We start from the raw sequence: 19,466 nt of genomic DNA on the forward strand, positions 1-19,466 counted from the left end.
TTTTATTTTTACTATTTTTCTACAGGAAAATTTCTAGCACGCATCAAAGCATCTGATTGTGGCGCATGTCCTCTGAAATTCTCGTACATTTCTTCGTTATCAATCGTATTTCCAACGCTTAAAACTGTCTTATAAAGACGTTCAGAGACATTTTTATCAAATGGTCCGTTTCCTTCCAAAAAAGCCTCATAAGCATCTGCATTGATCACGTCTGCCCATAAATAACTGTAATATCCAGCCGCATAGCCATCGCTTGAAAATATATGAGCAAATTGAGGAATTCTATGTCGCATCACTATTTCAGACGGCATATTTATTTCACTTAAAACCTTCTTCTCAAATTCATACGGATTGATTGTTTCGGTTGCTAAATGCAGTTTCATATCAACAAATGAACTTGAAATCGTTTCTACGGTCGCAAAGCCTTCATTAAAATTGGCTGCTTTTCCGATTCTTTCCACCAACGATTGAGATAAAGGTTCGTTTGTTTTATAATGAAGTGCGAACTTATTTAAAACCTCAGGAGTTGCCAACCAATGCTCTAATAATTGCGAAGGAAACTCCACATAATCTCTTGCAACCGAAGTTCCTGAAAGACTCGGATACGTTACATTAGAACACAACCCGTGTAGTGCATGACCAAATTCGTGAAACAAAGTCGTTGCATCATCCCACGAAATCAAAACAGCTTCGTTGCTATTTCCTTTAATAAAATTGCAATTGTTTGAAACAATAGGAAGCACATTTTCCTTTATTTTCTGTTGATCTCTATGAGAGTTCATCCAAGCCCCCGAACGCTTTCCTACGCGCGCATAAGGATCAAAATACCAAAGACCGATTATTGCTCCTGTATTTTTATTATTTACTTCCCAAACGCGAACATCCGAATGATAAACAGGAACATCAAATACTTGTTTAAATCCGAGATCAAATAATTCACCAGCCGTCCAGAACATTCCTTCTCTTAAATTTTCTAGCTGTAGATATTGTTTTATTTCATTCTGATCTAAATCATATTTGGCTTTACGAACTTTTTCGGCGTAATAGCGATAATCCCAAGGTTGAATTTTAAAACTTCCACATTCATCATCCACTATTTTCTGCATAGCCGAGACATCATTTTTCACTTTTTCGACTGCTGGCTTCCACACAGAATGCATTAAATCTAAAGTTTTCTGTGGGTCTTTTGCCATTTTGTTTGACAAACTCCATTCTGCAAAATTCTTAAAACCTAATATTCTAGCTTTTTTTGCTCGTAACTGTAAAATGGAAACCAGAGTTGCATTAGTATTATTTGAGTTATCATTATCACCTCTTTTTACAAAAATGTCAAATGCTTGTTCTCTTAATTTTCTTTGATCTGAAAAAGTCAAAAAAGGTTCAATTGAAGATCTGGTGTTTCCAATGCAAGCCAAAACATTTAGCTTTCTTTCTTTTGCTTCTGCAATTGCTGCGTTTTTGAATTCTTCTGGCAATCCTTCTAAATCATTTTCCGAATTCAACTCCAAATATTGGTCATTTTCTTCTGCCAATAATTTTTGGCTAAAAAGTGTAAAAAGTCCAGCAAGTTCCTGATTTATACTTGCTACTTCTTTTTTATCTTCCGCATTTAGCTCTGCTCCTTCTCTAACAAAATCAGTATAATACAACCAAAGCAGACGCTGTTGTTCTGCTGTTAACTTTTTACTTTCTTCCGATTTATATAATTTTTCAATCCTAGAAAACAATTTTTCGTTTTGATACAACTTATCACTAATCTCAGCCAATTTCGGAGACATTTCTGTATCGACCACATTAAATTCAGGACTACTTAAATTGGATCTGTAAATTCCATAAACCGCATGAATTCGTTCCAGTTTTTCTCCTGAAAGCTCTAAAGCTATAATTGTATTCTCAAAAGTTGGAACTTCTAAATTATTTGCAATAGCCTCAATTTCATTCAGTTTTTCCTGAATCGCAAATTCAATAGCAGGTTTAAAATCTGAAATTTTATATTTTGTAAAATCCGGAACACCTCCATAAGGTCCTGACCACTCCTGAAGTAACGGATTTTCTAGCTCAATTTGTTTTTTCATAATACACATTTTTATAAATTCTGTCAAAACCTAAAAGATAATAATGACAGTAATCCAAAATTAACCAATCGGAAGCATATCAACAATTATCTATTTCGATGATTTGAAGAAATAGCTTAAATTTGAAACATCATAACGAAAATAACATGTTTAAAACCCGAAAAGAGATTGTTTTTGTAATTCTCGCAGGAATATTTATTACCAATGCCGTTGTGGCTGAACTTATTGGAGGAAAATTAATCCAAATTGGACCTTTTGTAATGAGTATCGGAATTCTTCCATGGCCCGTTGTTTTTTTAACTACCGATTTAATTAATGAATATTTTGGTGAGAAAGGGGTAAAAAAACTTTCTTTTATCACAGCATGTTTGATTACTTATGCTTTTATCATTCTTTTTATGGCCATAACCATCCCTGCTGCTAAAGGAATAAGTCCCGTTGACGACAATCAGTTTGAAGCTGTTTTTGGACAAAGTATGTGGATTATTGTCGGGAGTATAATTGCCTTTATGGTTTCGCAATTGATTGATGTAAGTGTTTTTTGGTTTTTTAGAAAAAGAACTGGACATAAAAAAATATGGCTCAGAACTACCGGATCGACTGTAATCTCACAACTATTTGATTCGTTTATCGTTCTTGGAATTGCTTTCTGGCTTCCAGGAAAAATCGATTTTGATACTTTTATATCGTCGGGATTAATCGGATATGTTTTCAAACTATCTATCGCAGTTTTACTAACTCCTGCCATTTATTTAGGTCATAATTTAATAAAAAAATATCTAGAAAAAGATAATCTCCAAAACGACGAAGAACATTTACAATAATGAGGAATTACAAAATGTATTTTTTAGCAATCCTTATAAGTTGTCTTGTAAGTTGCTCTAAAAATGCAAAAAAACAAATACTTGAAGTTACCGACAAGATTTCAAATCAAATAGAAACTATTTCAGAAAGCACTGTTGAGACTGTAAAAGAATATAAAAACTCAATTGTAGATAAAATTACAAATGATGCTATTCCTGTCGAAAACAAAGAAATTGCAAATGACAGTATTGCGGTAGAAAAAATCGAAAATGATACGTTTTTAGGAATTACCTATTTCAAAAAATTCATATCAGATTGTAAAACGGGAGAAACCATAACACAAAAGGAATTAATTGAAAATCATAACATTCCTGCTGATGGAATAAAACTGATAAAAAGCATTACCAAAACAGCTGAAGATGAAATTGAAATAAAATGGAAATCAACTTGGTTTATTGAACGTATTTCGGATGCAAAATTTACTGATGCCAAAATAAAATTCAAATTCGAAGCCAATAAAATGTACACTTCCGGACAAGCCATCGGAATTAAATACAAAAAGAAAGTCTATACCGATCTAATCATAATTGGAACAAAAGCTTATATACCGAGCGTAAAAGGTTATCACTGGAAAATTGGAAAATAATGGATGATAAAGTAAGATGCAGCTGGTGCTCAGCAAGTGATTTGTACAGAAAATATCATGATGAAGAATGGGGCGTTCCTGTTTATGACGACCCTACATTATTCGAATTTTTAATTTTGGAAACTTTTCAAGCTGGTTTGAGCTGGATTACGATTTTGAATAAAAGAGAGAATTTCAGAGCCGCATTTGATTATTTCGATTATAAAAAAGTAGCTCTTTATTCTGAAGACAAAATCGAAGAGTTAATGCAGAATACTGGAATTATTCGGAACAAATTAAAAATTAAAGCGGCAGTTTCTAATGCTCAAGCCTTTATGAAAGTGCAAGAAGAATTCGGAACTTTCTCTGATTATATTTGGAAATATACAGACGGAAAACCAATTGTAAACAGTCTAAAAAATTCAAAAGATGCTCCTGCCACTACTCCACTTTCAGATGAAATCAGCAAAGATTTAAAAAAAAGAGGCTTTAAATTTGTTGGCTCAACCGTGATTTACGCACACATGCAAGCCACTGGAATGGTCAATGATCATGTGGAAGATTGCTTTACTCGTAAGAAATAGTTTTCAATCGCAGTCGCAGTTTTTCAGTCTTTTGGACCCAGTTAAAAACTAAAAACTGAAAGCTGAGACTGAAAACTTAAAAAAAAACATTACATTTGCTTCACACTTTAGGGGTGTCTACAAAATTGTAGGCTGAGATTTTACCCTCTGAACCTGATCTAGTTCATACTAGCGTAGGGAAAAGTAAGATGACTTCTGCGCGCATTTTTATGCGTTCTTGTAGCCATTCCTAAGGTGTATCTATACACTAAACTCAACAAGGAATGGAACTAAAAATCAATCAACAAACCAAAAAATTCAATGCTGAATCGCTAAGCGTTCAATCATTGCTCGATCTCGAAATTCCGCACAAACAAAACGGAATCGCCGTTGCTGTCAACAATACCGTTGTTCCAAAAACCAAATGGAACGAATTCTTCGTACACGAAACTGACGATATTTTGATTATTTCTGCTACACAGGGGGGATAAATTTCAATTTTAAATTCCAAAATAAAAATTCCAAATTCCAATTTTCATACTGTACTTAGACGCACTGCGGTGCGTCTCTAAGGAAAAATTTTGCGAAAAATAAACACAATCAGAATCAAACTTGAAACTTCAAACTTGACCCGAGGCGAAAGCCGAACGGGCGAAGCAAACAAAAATATTATGAAAGAAGAGCAAATATCCAGAACCCCGTTTCCGAATTCTAAAAAAGTATATATCGATGGAGAAATTCATCCGATAAAAGTCGCTATGCGCGAAATTACTTTGAGCGACACCAAACTTTCAAATGGTGGCATTGAGAAAAATCCACCTGTAACCGTTTATGATACTTCGGGCGCTTACACAGATCCGAATATTGAAATTGACATTAGAAAAGGATTGCCTCGCTTACGCGAAAGTTGGATTCTTGACCGAAATGATGTTGAAATTCTAGACGAAATCACTTCAGATTATGGCCAAAGTCGATTGAAAGATGAAAGCTTAAATCATCTTCGTTTTGAGTATTTACATCAGCCAAAACGTGCTAAAAAAGGCGCGAACGTAACGCAATTGTACTACGCCAAACAAGGAATCATTACTCCAGAAATGGAATATATCGCGATTCGTGAAAATCAGCGAATCGAACTTTTAAACGAACAAACCAAAGCCATGCAATGTCAGCACGGCGGAAACAGCTTTGGTGCCAATACTCCAAAAAACAAAATTACTCCAGAATTTATCCGTTCTGAAGTAGCTTGCGGAAGAGCTATTATTCCAAATAACATCAATCATCCTGAAAGCGAACCGATGATTGTGGGTCGTAATTTCTTGGTAAAAATCAATGCCAATATTGGAAACAGCGCGGTAACTTCTAGCATTGAAGAAGAAGTTGAAAAAGCGGTTTGGGCTTGTCGTTGGGGAGCTGACACGATTATGGACTTATCTACAGGAAAAAATATCCACGAAACCAGAGAATGGATTATCAGAAATTCTCCTGTTCCAATCGGGACTGTTCCGATTTATCAGGCATTAGAAAAAGTAAAAGGAATTGCCGAAGATTTAACTTGGGAGATTTTCCGTGATACGCTGATTGAGCAGGCAGAACAAGGTGTTTCGTATTTTACGATTCACGCCGGAGTTTTGCTTCGTTACATTCATTTAACTGCCAATCGTGTTACCGGAATCGTTTCTCGAGGCGGGTCAATTATGGCAAAATGGTGTTTATTTCATCATAAAGAAAACTTCTTGTACACGCATTTTGAGGAAATCTGCGAAATCATGAAACAATACGACGTAGCTTTTTCTCTTGGAGATGGTTTGCGTCCAGGCTCGATTGCAGATGCAAATGACGCTGCTCAATTTGCCGAATTAGAAACTTTAGGCGAATTGACAAAAATCGCTTGGAAACACGATGTTCAGGTTTTTATTGAAGGCCCAGGACACGTTCCGATGCACATGATTAAAGAAAATATGGACAAGCAATTGGAACATTGTCATGAAGCTCCGTTTTACACTTTAGGTCCATTAACTACTGATATTGCGCCGGGTTACGACCATATTACTTCGGCAATTGGTGCTGCTATGATTGGCTGGTACGGTTGTGCGATGTTGTGCTATGTAACTCCAAAAGAACACCTTGGTTTACCAAACAAAAAAGACGTAAAAGACGGCGTAATCACTTATAAAATCTCTGCTCATGCTGCCGACTTGGCAAAAGGTCATCCGGGAGCACAGTATCGCGATAATGCCTTGAGTAAAGCCCGTTTTGAATTCCGTTGGGAAGACCAGTTTAATTTGGCTTTAGATCCAGATACAGCGAGAGAATTCCACGATGAAACACTTCCTGCCGATGGTGCAAAAGTGGCGCATTTCTGTTCGATGTGTGGACCGAAATTCTGCTCTATGAAAATATCTCAGGAAATTAGAGATGTTGCCGCAGCAGAAAAAGGAATGCAGGAGAAATCAGAGGAATTTATTGAACAGGGGAAAGAGATTTACATTTAAGAGGTAAGAAAATAGAATATAGAACAAAGAGAAAGACATGATCGTAATTACAAATCCTTTTTCTGTTGAAGATGAAATTCAAATTCTTCACTCTTTATTGGAGGAAGGATTGTCTTTGCTTCATATCCGAAAACCTGATTTTTCGGAATTGGAAATGGCGCAGTTTCTTCATCAAATAAAATTGAAATTTCGAACGAATCTGGTTTTGCACAATCATCATGATTTAGCAGACGATTTTGGTATTGAAAGGTTTCATTTTTCTGAAAAGGAAAGAAAAAGTCTGAATGATTTTCCTGCAAAGTTTTCAAAACCTTGTAGGTGCAAATTTTCAACATCAACACATTCGATTGAAGATTTTAATTCGCTTGAAAATTTCGATTATGCTTTCTTAAGTCCGGTTTTTAAAAGTATTTCTAAAGAAAATTATCATCCTAAAATTGATCTTTTTGAAGTAATAAAATCAAGAACAAATCATAAAACAAAAATCGTCGCTTTAGGGGGAATTGATTCAAAAAACATTCCAGAAGTTTTAGAAAAAGGTTTTGACGATGTCGCGCTTTTAGGAAGTATCTGGAAAAATGAAAATCCATTAAAACAATTTAAATTATGTCAGCAGATCGCCCTTTCGTACTCGCAATCGCAGGTTTAGACCCATCAGGTGGCGCCGGAATTTTGGCTGATATCAAAACATTTGAACAGCACAAAGTAACTGGTTTTGCTATTTCAACAGCGAATACAATTCAGACCGAAAACCAGTTTCATGAAATTCAGTGGACGGATTTGAGTTTTATAATGCGTTCTATCGAAACGTTTCTTTTAAACTATAAAATCAGCGTGGTGAAAATTGGAATCGTGTCTTCTTTATACGATCTAGACCGAATTGTTTCGACCATAAAACTGCTTTCGCCTTCAACCAAAATTGTTTGGGATCCTGTTTTGAAATCGACTACAAAATTTGAATTTATGGAAGTTCAAAATCATTTGAGTTTAAACAAAATACTTTCAAAAATCGATTTGATTACACCGAATCATCATGAAGCTGAAATATTGTTTCCTGATTTTATTTCTAAGGAAAATCAGTTTTCAACGAACATTTTATTGAAAGGCGGACATAACGAAAAAGCTTTAGGAACAGATCGTTTATTTCTAAAAGATGAAGTTTTTGAATTGCTTCCGTCAAATCAAAAATGTTTTGAAAAACACGGTTCAGGCTGTGTGTTTTCTTCTGCCATTGCTTCCAATTTGGCTTTAAATCAGACAATAAAAGAAGCTTGTAAAAATGCTAAAATCTATATCGAAAATTACCTGAGTTCAACATCAACTTTAATCGGATATCATTATGTATAGCAAACTTCAATATATCTCGCAGGGCGAAACTATCGAAAAACAATTGTACAATATTCATCAGGCGCTAGATTCTGGATGCAATTGGATACAAATGCGTTTCAAAAACCAAACACCAAAAGACGCTTTCACTTTAGCGGAAGCGGTAAAACCTTTATGTGAAAAATACACGGCCAATTTTATTGTAAATGACGATTTGCATCTTACGAAAGAAATAGATGCTGAGGGTGTTCATTTAGGTTTAACCGACACGAAAATTGACGAAGCAAGAGCTTTTTTAGGAACTTCAAAAGTGATTGGAGGAACAGCAAATACTTTGGAAGATATCGAAAATCATGTTAAAAATGGCTGTGATTATATTGGTTTAGGGCCTTTTCGCTTTACTGCCACAAAAGAAAAATTAAGTCCGATTTTAGGATTATCGGGCTATTTTGATATTCTTCAAAAACTGAAAAAAAATAAAATCGAGATTCCGGTTTATGCCATTGGAGGTATTACGTTGCGAGATGTGAATCCGTTAATGGAGACTGGAATTCACGGAATTGCCGTTTCTGGAATCATTACCGAAAGTGATGAGGCAGAAAAATTAATTCAACAACTAAACGAAAAATTATATGCAAACATCATTGTTTAACATAGGAGACAAAACCTTTAAATCACGCTTGTTTCTTGGAACGGGAAAATTTGGTTCGAATGAAGAAATGGAACAAGCGATTTTGGCTTCGGAAAGTGAATTGGTTACAGTTGCCTTAAAACGTATCGATTTGGAAACGGATACCGATGCTATTTTATCACATTTAAAACATCCAAATATCAATTTGTTGCCGAATACTTCTGGCGCGCGAAATGCTAAAGAAGCCATTTTTGCAGCACAATTAGCTCGTGAAGCATTAGAAACGAATTGGGTCAAACTGGAAATTCATCCTGATCCGAAATATTTAATGCCCGATCCAATTGAAACTTTAAAAGCCACGGAAGAATTAGCCAAATTGGGTTTTATCGTACTTCCATACATTCACGCAGATCCTGTTTTGTGTAAACATTTAGAAAGTGCTGGAACTTCGGCTGTAATGCCACTAGGTTCGCCAATTGGAAGCAACAAAGGCTTAAAAACAATTGATTTTTTAGAAATTATAATCGAGCAAAGTACGGTTCCAGTTATCATCGATGCGGGAATTGGAGCTCCATCTGATGCTGCAAAAGCAATGGAAATTGGTGCCGATGCTGTTTTGGTGAATACTGCGATTGCCGTTGCAGGAAATCCAAGTTTAATGGCTGAGGCTTTTAAAGAAGCGGTTATTGCAGGAAGAAAGGCTTTTGAGGCTAAAATTGCGAATCAGCAAAATTATGCTTCGGCTTCCAGTCCTTTGACTTCTTTTCTTTATGAGTAATTTTTTTTTGTAACGCAAAGTTCGCAGAGTTTTTTCGCAAAGTTCGCTAAGCTTTGAGCTCTCAATTATTAATAATAAAGCCCGCAAAGCTTAGCGAACTTTGCGTAATTCTTAGCGCTCTTTGCGGTAAAAAAACAAACCCACATGAATACTTTCAAATCCATTTTTGAGCAATGTAACTGGGATGAAATCCAATCCAGAATATACAAAACCACATCAAAAGATGTCCAACGAACTTTATCTAAAACCAAATACAATCTCGATGATTTTCTGATTCTGATTTCTCCTATTGCTCAAAATTATTTAGAGCAAATGGCACAAAAATGCCATGAAATCACCAAGAAACGTTTTGGAAAAACCATTCAAATGTATGCACCACTTTATTTGAGTAACGAATGCCAAAACATTTGCACCTATTGTGGCTTTAGTCTTGACAATAAAATCAAAAGAAAAACACTTTCTGACGCCGAAATAAAACTCGAAGTCGAAGCTTTAAAAAACACTGGGTTTGATCATGTTTTATTGGTTACTGGCGAAGCAAATTATACGGTAAACATTAATTATTTTTTGAATGCCATTCATCTAATCAAAGAAGATTTTTCGATTATTTCTGTTGAAGTTCAACCGCTTTCTACAGAAGATTATGCGCGTTTGCATGATGCAGGAGTTTATTCAGTTTTGGTTTATCAGGAAACGTATCATCAGGAAGTTTACAAAAAATATCATACCAAAGGCAAAAAATCAAACTTCGATTATCGATTGGAAACTCCAGACCGAATTGGAACTGCTGGAATTCATAAAATTGGTTTAGGCGTTTTATTAGGTTTGGAAGATTGGCGAACGGATAGTTTTTTCAATGCCTTGCATTTAGATTATTTGCAGAAGAAATATTGGCAGACAAAATACTCAGTTTCTTTTCCGCGTCTGCGACCGGCTGAAGGTATTATCGAACCCAATTTCATTATGGATGATAAAGATTTGACGCAATTAATTTGCGCTTACCGTTTATGGAATGAAGATCTGGAAATCTCCATTTCAACTCGCGAAAACGAAAAATTCAGAAATAACATTATTCCGATTGGTGTTACGAGTATGAGTGCAGGTTCTAAAACAAATCCGGGTGGTTATGTGGTGGATCCGCAGTCTTTGGAACAATTCGAAATCAGTGATGAGCGCTCTGCAGAAGAAATCTCAAAAATCATAAAAAATGCAGGTTATGAACCGGTTTGGAAAGATTGGACAAAAGCATTTGTTTAAATATCAAATTCCAATTTAAAAATTGCTTCGCCTATTCGCTATCGCTCGGGTCCAAATTCCAATAATCTAAAATCTAAAATCAGAAATCTAAAATTTAAACATGAGTATTATACAAGAATTCCTTCGTTATAACAGACAAACTATTCTTCCCGAAATTGGTGATGAAGGTCAGGAAAAATTGAAAAAAGCTAGAGTTTTAGTGATTGGAGCGGGCGGTTTGGGCTGTCCGATTTTGCAATATATTGCGACTGCTGGTGTTGGTTTTATCGGAATTATGGATTTTGATACGATTGAAATTCACAATCTTCATCGACAAATTTTATATACTGAAAACGAAATTGGCCAACACAAAGCTGTTGTTGCAAAAGATGTCGTTTCTCAATTAAATCCGTTGATTGAAGCTGTGGCGATAAATGAAAAATTAACTGCTGAAAACGCATCCAAAATCATTCAGCAATATGATATTGTCGTAGATGGTTCGGATAATTTTACGACTCGTTATTTAGTGAATGATACTTGCGTTACGTTGAAAAAACCTTTGGTCTATGGAAGTATTTTAAAATTTGAAGGACAAATTGCTGTTTTCAACTATAAAGGAAGTAAAAATCTTCGTGATTTATTTCCAGAAATGCCAGATCCAAAAGATGTTCCGAATTGCAATTTGAATGGCGTTTTAGGAACTTTGCCGGGAATTATTGGCAATATGATGGCGCACGAAACGCTGAAACTGATTCTCGAATTGCCAACTTTAAGCAACGAATTGATACTTTTTAATACTTTAAACTGGAACTTCACAAAGCTGAATTTCTAAAAAACAACCTCATCACCAACATTGATAATTCCAGAATTCAGACTCACAAGATTAGTTCCGAATAAAACAGAATTATCTACATTTCTGTATTTGCTCAAGGTTTTTAAAGGTTCCTTTTTTACAATTGCTTTCTGCGGATCATTGTTTACCATAATACATCTTCCACAAGGTTTTATGTTTTTAAATTGAACCTTTCCAATTGTAAAAGTCTTGAAATCGTCTTCTTCGTGGGCGTTTTTGGTGCTTACAACGATGTTTGGGCGAAATCTTTTAATGGTGATTTTTTCTTCTAATTTTTCATTTAAAAAATCAAGGCTTTCAGTTCCAATTAATAAATAAGGATAACCATCAGCCAAACTCACATTATAGGTTTCATTTGTTCTGGAACTTTCATGTTTACGGGCTCCAATTTTATTGATTTTTACCAATCTGCATTCGAAACCTAATTTATCGCTAAACCATTTTGAAGAATTTTTATTCACTTCGAAAACTTCACTTTTATCATCCCAAACTTGAGATTCTATAGGATTCTCTAAATGTTCATGAATAGAAAATTCGTGCGTTTCTCCTTCAAAAGTAATTTGAATTTTATCTCCCAAAATCTCAGGATAAAACTGACTCATTATTGGATATTCTCGTTGTGTAACATGAATATTTTCAACATTAATCAGCATCCATCTTCGGTCGTTTTCAAAGCCCATTTCTTCGGCATGAGCACTTTTTAGGCTAATGCCTGCTAAACTTTTTACCGGATAAATATAAATTTCTTTTACACTGTAAACTGCGCTCATTTATTCACTTTTTAAAATAGACATAAATTCTTCCCGATCAATCTCACGGCAGCCTAAACTGTCTAAATGCGGATTATAAACCTGACAATCCAATAGTTTATAATTTTCTTTTTCTAAATGTTTTACCAATGATATAAAAGCCACTTTTGAAGCATTCGATACTTTCGAAAACATACTTTCTCCACAGAAAACATGCCCTAAATCAACTCCATACAAACCTCCAACCAACTCGCCTTCTTGCCAAACCTCAACCGATTTTGCAATTCCCTGACGATTAAGCTCACAATAGGATTCTACTATATCATCGGAAATCCAGGTTCCGTCCTGACCAACACGTTGTATTTTCTGGCAGTTCGCAATTACTTCTTTGAAATTGGTATTAAAGGTAACTGTAAATTGTTTTCTATTTAAAATATTTCGCATGCTTTTAGAAATAACCAATTCATCTAAAAACAGAACCATACGAGGATCTGGCGCCCACCAAAGAATAGGTTCGCCTTCATTAAACCAAGGGAAAATTCCTTTTTTGTACGCGAGTTTTAAACGTTCCGGACTCAAGTCTCCACCAACAGCCAGAATACCTTCTTCATCGGCTTCTGAAACAGGTGGAAAATATAAATTATCAAATAGGAAATACATTTTTTAAATTTCAATGACAAAATTCCAAATTCCAATTAGAAGTATTAATTCAAAAGCAAAATTCCAAATCCCAAATTCACGAGAATGAATTGGAATTTGGAATTTTCAAATTTTGAGATTTACTTTTTATTAGAATGGTAAATCGTCTGGTTCGTCTTCGTTAATGCTTGTTGCAGGAGCAAATGTTTCAGCTGCTGGCATTGCAGGAGCTTGTCCTTGTCCTTCTGCTGCTAATCTTTCGATTCTCCAACCTTGAATACTATTGAAATATCTAGTTTCTCCTTGTGGATTAACCCATTCTCTTCCTCTTAAATTGATAGAAACTTTTACAGCATCTCCTTGTTTATAGCTACTCAATAAATCGCATTTATCTTGCGTAAATTCGATTAAAATATGTTGTGGATACTGCTCCTCAGTAGTAACAACTAATTCTCTTTTTTTGAATGAGGCACTAACTTGCTGCTCTGGGTTAACCACTTTTACTTTTCCTGTAACTTCCATCTTCGTCTATATTAATTATTGTTTCTATTTCTTTTATTTTTTGGCTAAAAGCACTTTCCAAGCCGATTCTACATCTCCTTTATCCAGATATTTTTTGGCCTCTAAGTGTACTTTTTTCTGGTCATCTGAGCTTAAAACTCCTTTGACTGCGAAATTTTCTTTCACAAATATACTAACTTCTTCTATTGTAGGCAAGGATTCTATATTACCTAATTTGCCTAAATCGTTACCGTCAAAAACACCGCTTTCTTTTACAAAATTCGGCACAGCATCTACTCCTATTCCCAGTGTTGTCAGGGGTTTTGCAACTTCAAAAAGTCCTTGATTGGATCTTGAATACCAGTTATTTCCAAGTCTTGAAACCAAATCTATTTTATGCTGATCGATGGCTCCTTTTTCATCTAAAATAGATTCACTGATGTGAATTTTTACTACTTCGCATAAAATTAGATTTCCAGCTCCGCCTTCTGTTCCTAAGGGAATAATCTGTGTTACCTTGCATTCAAATTGAACTGGAGATTCTTTAACGCGATAAGGTTTTACGATATCTGACGGAATCTGGGTTAAACCAGCTTTGATAAATTCGTTTACACCATCTCCATATTCTGTACTTGCCAGAGAAGTCTGTTGCACGATATCGTAATTGACCACATTTATGACAACCTCACGAGTTGCTTCGGCGTTAATCAAAGTATGTTTGATTGTATTGTCACGAACACGTCTTGATGGCGAAAAAACCAAAATTGGCGGATTGGCACTAAACACATTAAAGAAACTAAACGGCGATAAATTCGGAATTCCTTTATCACTAATAGTACTTGCAAAAGCAATTGGTCTAGGTCCGATTGAACTCTGCAAATAACCTTGCAATTGGGCCGTTGGAATCTCTTTTGGATTAATGCTGATCATACTTTTTGATTTAAACAGAATCTTTTTTTGTACCTGCAAAAGTATCGAAATGGTTTAATTATGAAAAATAGTTTTGCAGATAAAAACAAAAAAACTTTCATCCTCTTCAAAATATAGAATAGGTATATTTCGTTATATTTATACCACAAAAAACTCGATATGTCTTTTTCTGAAAGAACAAATACAACTCGCTGGATTATTATTTCTATCTGCTTTTTAATCATTTCTCTAATTCTTTGGAATACTTATACTTTCTTCCAAATCTTTAAAAATGAGGAACGTTTGAAGATGAAACTTTTTGTGAATGCACAAATTACAATTCTAAATGCGAACGAAAATACCGATGTTGAACTTCCGCTTCAAATCATCAACAACAACACTTCAATTCCGGCAATAGTAATATTGTTTGACAAAGTAGTGAGCGCTACGAATGTTCCAGATGAAATTCTTACTAACAAGAAAAAAAGAAATGCTTATTTAAATAAACTGAGAAACGAAAATGAGCCTATCACTTTTGAATATGCTCCCGGAAAATACCAAACCTTATATTATGGAAATTCCGGATTACTGAATAAGCTTAAATATTACCCGATTGCTTTATTTCTGATTATTGTTTTGTGTATTGCTTTGATTTATAATTTTTACAAAAGCACCAAAATGGCCACCCAAAATAAACTTTGGGCAGGAATGGCAAAAGAAACGGCACATCAGATTGGAACTCCTTTATCTTCTTTGATTGGATGGGTTGAAATATTGAAAACAGAAGATATCGATCCTTCTATTAGTCTTGAAATCGAGAAAGATATTGAGCGTCTGCAAACCATTACAGATCGTTTTTCTAAAATTGGTTCAGTACCTGTTCTGGAACCTCTCAATATTATTGAAGAAACCAAAAATTCTTATGAATATCTGCAATCCCGTTTTTCTAAACAAATTGCATTTTCATTCAGTGCTCCAAAAGAACCTCTTTACGCTATGATAAACCCGACGTTACATAGCTGGACGATCGAAAATTTAGTAAAAAATGCTATTGATGCCATGAAAGGAAAAGGAAGTCTTGATCTTCAAATTGAACAAGACGCTTTTCATATTAAAATCAATATAAAAGATTCGGGAACTGGAATTTTAAAAAAACAATTTAAAACCATTTTCGAACCTGGATTTACAACCAAAAAACGTGGTTGGGGACTTGGACTTTCTTTAACCAAAAGAATTGTTGAAGAATATCACAACGGAAATATTAAGGTTTTAAATTCTGAAATTGGCAAGGGAACTACTTTTCAGATTTCATTAAATAAAAAAGTGCAGTAAATCGTTTTTACTGCACTTTCTTTTTTGAAATAATCGAAATTGAAATCTACTACAAATTCGATTGAATATCTTTTGCTAAAGCTTCAAATTCTTCTTTAGAAAGTGAAACTTTATTGATGAAACGCATTTCATCCATTTCGTTTAACGGAATCAAATGCACGTGTGCGTGAGGTACTTCAAGTCCAACAACCGCAATTCCGACTCTTTTGCATGGAACTGTTTTTTCTAAGGCTACTGCAATTTTTTTAGAAAACTTCATTAAGCCTAAATACAGCTCGTCATCCATATCAAAAATCTTATCGATTTCTTGTTTTGGAATACAAAGTGTATGTCCTTTTGCATTTGGATTTACATCTAAAAACGCTAAATAGTTTTCGTCTTCCGCAATTTTATAAGCTGGAATCTCCCCGTTTACTATTTTGGTGAATATTGAACTCATAGTTTATTCGTTTATTTGGTTAATCGTTTAACCGACTTAACGATTAAACGGTTAAACTAGAATTAGTCTCTTGTAATTTCAAGGATTTCGAATTTCAAAGTACCGTTTGGCACAGTAATTTCTGCTACTTCGCCAACAGATTTTCCAAGTAAACCTTTTCCAATTGGAGATGTTACAGAGATTTTTCCTGTTTTTAAATCAGCTTCACTTTCAGCAACAAGTGTATATTTCATTTCCATTCCGTTGCTTTGGTTTTTGATCTTTACATTTGACAAAACCAAAACTTTAGAAACATCTAATTGAGACTCATCTATTAATCTTGCATTTGCATATACTTCTTCTAGTTTAGAAATTCTCATTTCCAATAAACCTTGCGCTTCTTTAGCTGCATCATATTCCGCATTTTCAGACAAATCACCTTTATCTCTCGCGTCTGCAATATCTTGAGATGCCTTTGGACGCATTACACTTTTTAAGTGCTCCAATTCATCTTTTAATTTTTTTAGTCCTTCTGCTGTATAATAGGATACTTTACTCATAACTTCATCGTTTATATAAATACAAAAAATCCCATCGCGACGGGATTTTCTTACCACAAATATACTATAATTTTTAATAGTACATAATTATATGTTAATCATATAGATTTCAAATCTAAATAAATTATTTTTGTTTCACTAATTCTTATTCAAATAATGAAAAAAATCTGGTTCTTTATCGTATTTACAGCTGTTTTATTCTCTTGCAGCGACAATAACAGAAGCAATAACAATCCGTATATTCCTAATTATTCTATAAATGCATATCTGGATACTAATTTGCCTAGTTATAACAATTTGCTGTATGTAAGTAATCCTGTGTATGTTTCTAATTATGGGGCAAAAGGAATTATTGTAATGAAAACAGGACCAAATACTTTTACTGCTTTTGATGCTGCATGTCCAAATCAGGAACTTACTTCTTGCACAGCCATGACAATAGATGGTATTTATGCCGTTTGTTCTTGTGATAAAGTCAAATACAATTTATTTACAGGACTTGGAGAAAAAGAATACCCAATGAAACAATATCGAGTAGAATTTTCGGGAACTGTAGTTCATGTATATAATTAAAAAAAAGCCTGAAAAATAATTTTCAGGCTTTTTTTTTAGACTAAACTCAATTAGAACTTTAGTGTCAAACCAGCTAAGAAATTAATTCCTGCCTGTGGATAATAGTACGGATAAATATCCCACATGGCTCCGTTTGAAACATATTTTTTATCTAAAATATTATTAACCATTCCGGTAATGGTAATTGATTTGAAAATAGAACTTGGTTTTATTTCGTAAGAAACATTCAAATCATTTACAAAATAATCGGCCAATTTAGCTGCAGGCAATTCGATGTTATTCATGTATTGCTCGCCTACGTATTTCTGTAGTAACGAAAGGTATAATCTCTCTATTGGTTTGTAAACAATAACGTTTCCTGCAATTACTTCTGGAGAATACGCAATTTTTGTAGTTCCATAATATTCACCATCAACTGCTAAATCTACGTTTTTGTTGCTGCTTAAAGTAAAGTTTGGTCTTAATGTAAATTTCTCTGAAAGCGCAATTGTTGCATCAACTTCAAAACCTAAACGGTAGCTTTTTTCAGTATTCGCACGAATTGGAGCTCCAACATCATCCAATCTTCCAGTTAAAATCAATTGATCTTTGTAACCCATATAATACAGATTAGAATTCAATTGAAACTTCTCTGAATTGAATCTCCAGCCTAATTCGAAATCATTTAGTTTTTCTGGTTTTACATTTCCACCTTCGTAATCCGTTCTGTTAGGTTCACGATTGGCGCGTGCATAAGAGAAATAAAGCGTATTTTTTTGATTGATTTCATAATTCAATCCTGCTTTTGGATTAAAGAAATTAAAAGTATCATTGACCAAACCAGTTTCGGCACTATTGGCTTTATAATGTACGTTTCTGTATTGTAAATCTCCGTAGAAACTTAACTTTTCTGTAAACTGATAATTGGCTTTAGCGAAAATATTTCCATCTGTTTTTGAAGAATAATCATCATAGTAATGATCTCCTAATTCTGAAGTTCCTGCATTTCTGGCCCAAATTACTTTTCCGTAATGATCACCTTCGTATTTATTCCAAGCTCCACCAACAATAACATTCAATTTTTCTGTCACATATTTTGCAGAGAAAGTGGTTCCATAAAAATCATTGTCTAACCATTTTTGACGAATTAAATCTGTTCCTGGAACCAATTCACCTAAATCATTCTCCACCATTTTTGTCGATCCAATTGCGCCATATCCTTCAATTGGTTCATCTTCTTTATAATTCTCAAAATAACCTTTTCCTTTCGTATAATGAAAAGCTAAGTTCGTACTCCATTTATCAGAGATTGATTCGCTCCAATGTAATTGATAATGATCCTGGTTGTAATTATCTGTTTCGTTATCATAATAACGAGTATTTCCAGCTTCATCTGTATATTCTCCAGCCGAATTATATCTGCGGTCTGTATTTAATTTGTCAGCATCGATTCCGTTCCAGGCCTGATATGTTTTTTGTGTTCCTCCAAAAACCAATGCTTTGATTAAGGTTGTTTTTCCAACATAAGTTCCTTGAAGAAAATACGATTTTAGATTAGAACTTGCACGATCTACATAACCATCCGATTTCACTGTAGACAAACGTCCTGCCAATTCAAAATGATCATTTAATAAACCTGTACTAAATTTTACGGTATTTTTATTAGAATTAAAACTTCCGAAAGAACTTGAAATTTCTCCTGTTGGTTTAGAAGCATAACTGTCTGTCAGCATGTTTAAACTTGCGCCAAAAGCTCCAGAACCGTTTGTAGAAGTTCCTACTCCGCGTTGCAATTGTAAGCTTTCTACAGAAGAAGCAAAATCGGGCATATTTACCCAAAAAGTTCCTTGACTTTCGGCATCGTTGTACGGAATTCCGTTGATGGTAACGTTTACACGAGTTGCATCGCTTCCGCGGACTCTGATTCCGGTATATCCTATTCCGCCTCCCGCATCTGAAGTTGTTACAACAGATGGCAGATAGTTCATTAAAACGGGAATATCCTGACCAAGATTTCTGTATTTAATCTCTTTTTTATCCATATTACTAAACGTAACCGGTGTTTTTGTTGTTACACGAATTGCAGAAACCAAAACCTCATCCAGAGAATTTACTTTTGTAGAATCTTGCTTTTGTGCAAAAGAAAATAGAGTAAAGAAAATAGAAAATAGAAGAAAGAAAATAGATTTGGTTCCACTAAGATTTTTAGCCTCAGAACCTTTGTTTCTTTGTGCCTTTGTACCTTGAAAAGTACCTTTAAAAATAGTTTTCATTCGTAAAAGATTACGAATAAAAGGGGGAATTATTCTTTTGTTAAATTAATAAATGTGTTTCACGACAAAATAAAGTGTGCACGCTCGATAGTGTCGTTTTTTCCCTTAGCAACATTACTCGCTCAGGTTCTTTGGGTATGATCTCAGCTC

Annotated in this window: 21 protein-coding genes and 1 riboswitch; of the genes, 13 read left to right on the plus strand and 8 right to left on the minus strand. The window is 34.5% G+C overall.

Going from position 1 to position 19,466, the window contains the following annotated elements; genetic code table 11:
* Positions 1-11: 11 nt before the first annotated feature.
* Entirely contained in the window at positions 12-2,075 is a 2,064-nt protein-coding gene (locus VGE71_RS22010; RefSeq protein ID WP_331140248.1) for a M3 family metallopeptidase, read from the minus strand.
* A gap of 146 nt (positions 2,076-2,221) precedes the next feature.
* Here VGE71_RS22010 and VGE71_RS22015 point away from each other — a divergent pair, with 146 nt between their 5' ends.
* From VGE71_RS22015 to VGE71_RS22065, 11 genes are all read left to right on the plus strand, one after another.
* Entirely contained in the window at positions 2,222-2,899 is a 678-nt protein-coding gene (locus VGE71_RS22015; protein WP_144215496.1) for a queuosine precursor transporter, read from the plus strand.
* The gene (locus tag VGE71_RS22020; protein ID WP_331140249.1) at positions 2,899-3,525 is read left to right on the plus strand and encodes a hypothetical protein; all 627 of its coding nucleotides are present in this window, start codon (positions 2,899-2,901) and stop codon (positions 3,523-3,525) included. Before VGE71_RS22015 ends, VGE71_RS22020 begins: the two co-directional genes overlap by 1 nt.
* Positions 3,525-4,088, plus strand: a complete 564-nt coding sequence (locus tag VGE71_RS22025; RefSeq protein ID WP_331140250.1) for a DNA-3-methyladenine glycosylase I — start codon at positions 3,525-3,527, stop codon at positions 4,086-4,088. The genes VGE71_RS22020 and VGE71_RS22025 overlap by 1 nt, the downstream gene beginning before the upstream one ends.
* A 99-nt stretch (positions 4,089-4,187) precedes the next feature.
* Positions 4,188-4,285, plus strand: a riboswitch (TPP riboswitch).
* Positions 4,286-4,351: 66 nt separating this feature from the next.
* The gene (thiS, locus tag VGE71_RS22030; RefSeq protein ID WP_331140251.1) at positions 4,352-4,558 is read left to right on the plus strand and encodes a sulfur carrier protein ThiS; all 207 of its coding nucleotides are present in this window, start codon (positions 4,352-4,354) and stop codon (positions 4,556-4,558) included.
* Between the two features lie 180 nt (positions 4,559-4,738).
* Positions 4,739-6,559: a phosphomethylpyrimidine synthase ThiC gene (gene thiC / locus VGE71_RS22035; RefSeq protein ID WP_331140265.1), complete on the plus strand. Its 1,821-nt coding sequence runs from the start codon at positions 4,739-4,741 to the stop codon at positions 6,557-6,559.
* A 37-nt stretch (positions 6,560-6,596) separates the two neighbouring features.
* Positions 6,597-7,208: a thiamine phosphate synthase gene (locus VGE71_RS22040; protein WP_331140252.1), complete on the plus strand. Its 612-nt coding sequence runs from the start codon at positions 6,597-6,599 to the stop codon at positions 7,206-7,208.
* Positions 7,166-7,906 (plus strand): hydroxymethylpyrimidine/phosphomethylpyrimidine kinase, encoded by a 741-nt coding sequence (locus VGE71_RS22045; RefSeq protein ID WP_331140253.1) that lies wholly within the window; start codon positions 7,166-7,168, stop codon positions 7,904-7,906. The genes VGE71_RS22040 and VGE71_RS22045 overlap by 43 nt, the downstream gene beginning before the upstream one ends.
* Positions 7,899-8,537, plus strand: a complete 639-nt coding sequence (locus VGE71_RS22050; RefSeq protein ID WP_331140254.1) for a thiamine phosphate synthase — start codon at positions 7,899-7,901, stop codon at positions 8,535-8,537. Before VGE71_RS22045 ends, VGE71_RS22050 begins: the two co-directional genes overlap by 8 nt.
* Positions 8,518-9,294 (plus strand): thiazole synthase, encoded by a 777-nt coding sequence (locus VGE71_RS22055; RefSeq protein WP_331140255.1) that lies wholly within the window; start codon positions 8,518-8,520, stop codon positions 9,292-9,294. Before VGE71_RS22050 ends, VGE71_RS22055 begins: the two co-directional genes overlap by 20 nt.
* Positions 9,295-9,438: 144 nt before the next feature.
* Positions 9,439-10,551 carry a 2-iminoacetate synthase ThiH gene (gene thiH / locus VGE71_RS22060; RefSeq protein WP_331140256.1) on the plus strand — a complete coding sequence of 371 codons (1,113 nt, stop codon included), beginning with the start codon at positions 9,439-9,441 and terminating at the stop codon, positions 10,549-10,551.
* Positions 10,552-10,651: 100 nt separating this feature from the next.
* Positions 10,652-11,362: a HesA/MoeB/ThiF family protein gene (locus tag VGE71_RS22065; RefSeq protein ID WP_331140257.1), complete on the plus strand. Its 711-nt coding sequence runs from the start codon at positions 10,652-10,654 to the stop codon at positions 11,360-11,362.
* Here the strand turns inward: VGE71_RS22065 and VGE71_RS22070 are convergent.
* From VGE71_RS22070 to VGE71_RS22085, 4 genes are all read right to left on the minus strand, one after another.
* Entirely contained in the window at positions 11,359-12,153 is a 795-nt protein-coding gene (locus VGE71_RS22070; protein ID WP_331140258.1) for an MOSC domain-containing protein, read from the minus strand. The genes VGE71_RS22065 and VGE71_RS22070 overlap by 4 nt on opposite strands.
* Entirely contained in the window at positions 12,154-12,792 is a 639-nt protein-coding gene (aat, locus tag VGE71_RS22075; protein WP_331140259.1) for a leucyl/phenylalanyl-tRNA--protein transferase, read from the minus strand.
* Positions 12,793-12,921: 129 nt separating this feature from the next.
* Complete coding sequence (locus VGE71_RS22080) at positions 12,922-13,293, minus strand: DUF3127 domain-containing protein (RefSeq protein ID WP_144215511.1); 372 nt, start codon at positions 13,291-13,293, stop codon at positions 12,922-12,924.
* A 33-nt stretch (positions 13,294-13,326) separates the two neighbouring features.
* Positions 13,327-14,202 (minus strand): flavin reductase family protein, encoded by an 876-nt coding sequence (locus tag VGE71_RS22085; RefSeq protein ID WP_331140260.1) that lies wholly within the window; start codon positions 14,200-14,202, stop codon positions 13,327-13,329.
* 159 nt (positions 14,203-14,361) lie between these two features.
* Here VGE71_RS22085 and VGE71_RS22090 point away from each other — a divergent pair, with 159 nt between their 5' ends.
* Complete coding sequence (locus VGE71_RS22090) at positions 14,362-15,513, plus strand: HAMP domain-containing sensor histidine kinase (protein WP_331140261.1); 1,152 nt, start codon at positions 14,362-14,364, stop codon at positions 15,511-15,513.
* Between the two features lie 49 nt (positions 15,514-15,562).
* On the opposite strand, the gene VGE71_RS22095 is transcribed toward VGE71_RS22090, so the two are convergent.
* Complete coding sequence (locus VGE71_RS22095) at positions 15,563-15,952, minus strand: HIT family protein (protein ID WP_331140262.1); 390 nt, start codon at positions 15,950-15,952, stop codon at positions 15,563-15,565.
* Between the two features lie 62 nt (positions 15,953-16,014).
* Entirely contained in the window at positions 16,015-16,491 is a 477-nt protein-coding gene (gene greA, locus VGE71_RS22100) for a transcription elongation factor GreA (protein ID WP_179003126.1), read from the minus strand.
* Positions 16,492-16,647: 156 nt separating this feature from the next.
* Here greA and VGE71_RS22105 point away from each other — a divergent pair, with 156 nt between their 5' ends.
* Positions 16,648-17,064, plus strand: coding sequence for a hypothetical protein (locus VGE71_RS22105; RefSeq protein WP_331140263.1), 417 nt, complete (start codon positions 16,648-16,650; stop codon positions 17,062-17,064).
* Positions 17,065-17,114: 50 nt separating this feature from the next.
* Here the strand turns inward: VGE71_RS22105 and VGE71_RS22110 are convergent, their stop codons facing one another.
* A complete protein-coding gene (locus VGE71_RS22110) occupies positions 17,115-19,316 on the minus strand; it encodes a TonB-dependent receptor (RefSeq protein ID WP_331140264.1) in 2,202 nt (733 codons plus the stop codon).
* Positions 19,317-19,466 lie beyond the last annotated feature (150 nt).

This window comes from Flavobacterium sp., from assembly GCF_036405015.1.
Lineage (GTDB): Bacteria > Bacteroidota > Bacteroidia > Flavobacteriales > Flavobacteriaceae > Flavobacterium.